The organism is Longimicrobium sp., from assembly GCF_036280135.1.
GTDB lineage: Bacteria > Gemmatimonadota > Gemmatimonadetes > Longimicrobiales > Longimicrobiaceae > Longimicrobium.
In genome coordinates this window covers 1-3,338 of sequence record NZ_DASURI010000240.1, presented here as the reverse complement: position 1 = coordinate 3,338, position 3,338 = coordinate 1, and the positions used below count along the sequence as shown (strand labels likewise).

Sequence of the window (3,338 nt, the reverse complement as noted above, 5' to 3'; positions counted from 1 at the left end):
GGCGGTCGGGGGAGAGGGCCCCGCGTCGCGCAGCGACGCGGCCTCCGCGCCTCAATGCCGCAGCACCACCTCCACGCGCATGGCGCCCGTCGCGTCCGGCACGATAGTCAGCGGCGCGAGAGTCAGGGGCGCGGGCGGGCGCCGCCGGCTGTCGCGGTGGTCCAGCAGCGCCATCGTCCCCCCGCCGATCAGCGCTCCCAATCCGCCGCCCAGGATGGCGAACAGGCTCGTCTCCACCCCGCGCGTGAACATGCACTCGTCCTCCTGCCGCGCGCAGCGATCCTCGTACGTCAGCGAGCCGTAGGTCCCGCCGACCGTCATCCCCACCAGCATGCCGGTGATCACCCCCAGCTCCAGGTGATCGTCCCAGCGCGCGGAGCGGACGGAGCCGACGTCTGCGCGGCGCGGCGCGAGCTCGGTGGGCAGGGGCCGGGCGGACGGCGCGGGCTCCTGCGCGGCCAGCGGCGCGGCGAGCAGCGTCACGGCGAGGACGAGGATGGACGGCAGGCGCATGAGGGTCCCGGGGATGACGGGGATTGGATGGATGACGATCGACGGAGAACGCCCGGCGGAGGGACGGGTCGAGCGGACGGGACGGACGGAGGGCCCCGCATCCCCCTCCCGGCACGGACCGGCCGGGAGGAGGATGGATCGGCGGACGTCAGCCCGCGGTGGCCGCGAGCAGCTCGCTGACGGGAAAGATGGTATGCACGGCGTATCCGCGCGCCTCGATGGCCTCGCGGCCGCCGCCCTCGCGGTCCACGAGCGCGATGACGGCCAGCACGGTGCCACCTTCCGCTTCCACGGCATCGCAGGCCTGCAGGGCGCTCTTGCCGCTCGTGATCACGTCCTCCACGACCACCACGCGGTGGCCGGACGCGAAGCAGCCTTCCACGCGCTTGCCCGTGCCGTGGTCCTTGGGCTGCTTGCGCACGGTGAACGCGTTCACGGGATCGTTCGCCAGCCACGACGCGTGGGCGATGGCGTACGCCACGGGATCCGCGCCCATCGTCAGCCCCCCGACGGCGTCCGGCGCCAGGCCCGCCTCGCGCAGCAGGGCCAGCCCCATCCGCCCCACGAGCGCCTGCCCCTCGGCGTGCGTCGTCGTCGTGCGGCAGTCGATGTAGTAGCTGCTGCGCGCGCCCGAGGCCAGCACAAAGTCGCCCGTGCGGAAGGAGCGCTCCAGCAGCAGGTCGCGCAAACGGTCGCGGTCGCTCATTCCGGGTCTCCCGACAGCGTGGGGGGCGTGGGCATGGCCACCCACTCCTCCAGCGTGAGCGGCGTGGGATACATCTCGTTGAACTGGAGCTGCAGGGCGCGGATGGCGTTCACCACCGCTTCGTCGCCGCGCGGGTCCGTCTCCGGCCCGAACTCCAGGAACTCGATGTACACGTCCGGCTGCGAGGCCGACGCGAACCACCACGCGTGCGCGCCGCGGGCCGTGACGGCGTTGTGCAGGCGCGTCCAGCCCTCGGCGTAGTCGGACAGGCGGTCCTGCGGCACGTGCCGGCGGATGGTGACCAGTCGGCGCTGCGGCGTTTCCATGGGAAAACCGGCCATGTGGATGATTTCAGGAAATCCGGGACACCTCCCGGGATCGTACCCGGAACGCCTTGGCCCGTGGCGGATGCGCATCGGCTCCGTGGATCCGGTGCGGACGGCTCCTCGATCCACGGAATCCGCTCACCCCGGACGGGCGGCGGTCAGCAATCGAGCGCGCGGAACGTTATCCCCCGTGCCGCCCAATCGCGGACGCCCCCAAACTCCGCCCCGCGACGGGGCGCCGCAAGGGCATCCGCCGTCGTCGCGTCGTGGGACGGACCTTAAACACGCTCCCGCCGGTATCCGTGCTTGCCGCGCGCCGCGCGCCCGGGTTCTCTTGTGAGGACACGGACCGGCACGCGTCCACCCGAGATCGGCTGACCAAAAGCAGATGCCCAGCAGCGAAGTACGGGCCCGCCGCGCCATGCGCCGGGTCGTGGGATGGATTGCGCTCGTGGCGGCGCTCGTGCTCCCCGGCCGCGCGGCCGCGCAGGAGGCGGGCGCCGTCGCCGGCCGCGTGCTGAGCCCCGCCGGCGAGCCCGTGGCGGGGGCCACCGTCACGGCCACGCCCTCCGCCGGCGGCGGCGCGCGCCGGACGACGTCCGCGGAGGACGGCACCTATCGTCTCGCGGGGCTGCGGCCCGGGCGCTGGACGCTGCGGGCCGCGCGCGTGGGCTTCACGAGCGTGGGGCAGGACGTGACGGTCGCGGCGGGCGGGCAGGCCTCCGTGGACCTGCGGCTGGCGGAGCAGGCGCTCGTCCTGGACCCGGTGGAGGTCCGCAGCCGGCGCGACACGGAGCGCGAGCGCACCCGCTTCGAGACCGAGGCGGGCACGACAACGCGCGTCATCACGGGCGAGGAGATCAAGATCCTCCCCGGCCTGGGCGAGGCGGACGTCCTCCGCGCCGTGGAGGTGCTCCCCGGCGTGGTCTCCACGAGCGATTTTTCCAGCGCCTTCAACGTCCGCGGCGGCTCGTCGGACCAGAACCTCATCCAGCTGGACGGCTTCACCATCTTCAACCCGTTCCACCTGGGCGGGCTGTTCAGCGTCTTCAACTCCGACCTCATCGCCCGCGCCGAGCTGCTCTCCGGCGGCTTTGGCGCGGAGTACGGCGGCCGCGTGTCGTCCGTGCTCACGGTGGAGACGGAAACGGGCGACAGCACCTTCTCGGCCGACATGGGCGTGTCCGTGCTGGCCAGCCGCCTTACCCTGCGCAGCGGCATGCCGGGCTTCCTGGCGCGGTCGCTGGGCGGGAGCCGCGGCTCGTGGTTCGTCAGCGGCCGGCGCTCGTACTTCGACGCGCTGCTGCGGCCCGTCACCGACTTTCCGTATCACCTGACGGACGTGCAGACCGGCGTGACGATGGGCACGGCGGGCGGCGGCACCCTGCAGCTCACGGGCTACATGGGCGAGGACGTGCTGGACCTGACGGACTTCGACCCGCCGGGGGACGAGGACGACGAAACGAGCATCATCAAGGTGCGCTGGAACTGGGGCAACGACGTGGCTGGCCTGCGCTGGACGCAGCCCGTGGCGGGGTGGACGGCGCAGACGCGCCTGGGCGTGTCGCGCTACGCCGAGAAGGTGCGCTTTCCCGACTTCGAGGACACGCGGTTCGGCAGCAGCATCACCGAGACGGCCCTGCGGACGGACTTTACGCGCGAGGCCAGCCCCGTGCTCACCGTGCAGTGGGGCGGCGAGCTCACGCGCATGGCGGCGCGGAACGGCGCGGAATCCGGGGGCACCGTCTTCTTCGACCGGGAGGAGAGCGGGCTGTTCGGCGCGGGGTACGGAC

4 protein-coding genes are annotated in these 3,338 nt (G+C 72.9%); 1 reads left to right on the top strand and 3 read right to left on the bottom strand.

The features are described 5' to 3' along the window. Positions 1–51: 51 nt before the first annotated feature. The 3 genes from VFZ20_RS07410 to VFZ20_RS07400 form a co-directional block, all read right to left on the bottom strand. Positions 52–513 carry a hypothetical protein gene (locus tag VFZ20_RS07410; protein ID WP_329683210.1) on the bottom strand — a complete coding sequence of 154 codons (462 nt, stop codon included), beginning with the start codon at positions 511–513 and terminating at the stop codon, positions 52–54. Positions 514–661: 148 nt separating this feature from the next. Further along, a complete protein-coding gene (gene pyrE / locus VFZ20_RS07405; RefSeq protein WP_329683209.1) occupies positions 662–1,219 on the bottom strand; it encodes an orotate phosphoribosyltransferase in 558 nt (185 codons plus the stop codon). Next, a complete protein-coding gene (locus tag VFZ20_RS07400; protein ID WP_329683208.1) occupies positions 1,216–1,545 on the bottom strand; it encodes a hypothetical protein in 330 nt (109 codons plus the stop codon). The genes pyrE and VFZ20_RS07400 overlap by 4 nt, the downstream gene beginning before the upstream one ends. A gap of 388 nt (positions 1,546–1,933) precedes the next feature. On the opposite strand from VFZ20_RS07400, the gene VFZ20_RS07395 reads away from it, so the two are divergent. Next, on the top strand, positions 1,934–3,338 hold a 1,405-nt coding region (locus VFZ20_RS07395), incomplete at its 3' end, for a TonB-dependent receptor (RefSeq protein WP_329683207.1).

Excerpts from the sequence above, each read along its gene's own strand:
- pyrE (WP_329683209.1), bottom strand. The coding sequence starts at position 1,219 with ATGAGCGACCGCGACCGTTTGCGCGACCTGCTGCTGGAGCGCTCCTTC.
- VFZ20_RS07410 (WP_329683210.1), bottom strand. The coding sequence starts at position 513 with ATGCGCCTGCCGTCCATCCTCGTCCTCGCCGTGACGCTGCTCGCCGCG.
- VFZ20_RS07400 (WP_329683208.1), bottom strand. The coding sequence starts at position 1,545 with ATGGAAACGCCGCAGCGCCGACTGGTCACCATCCGCCGGCACGTGCCG.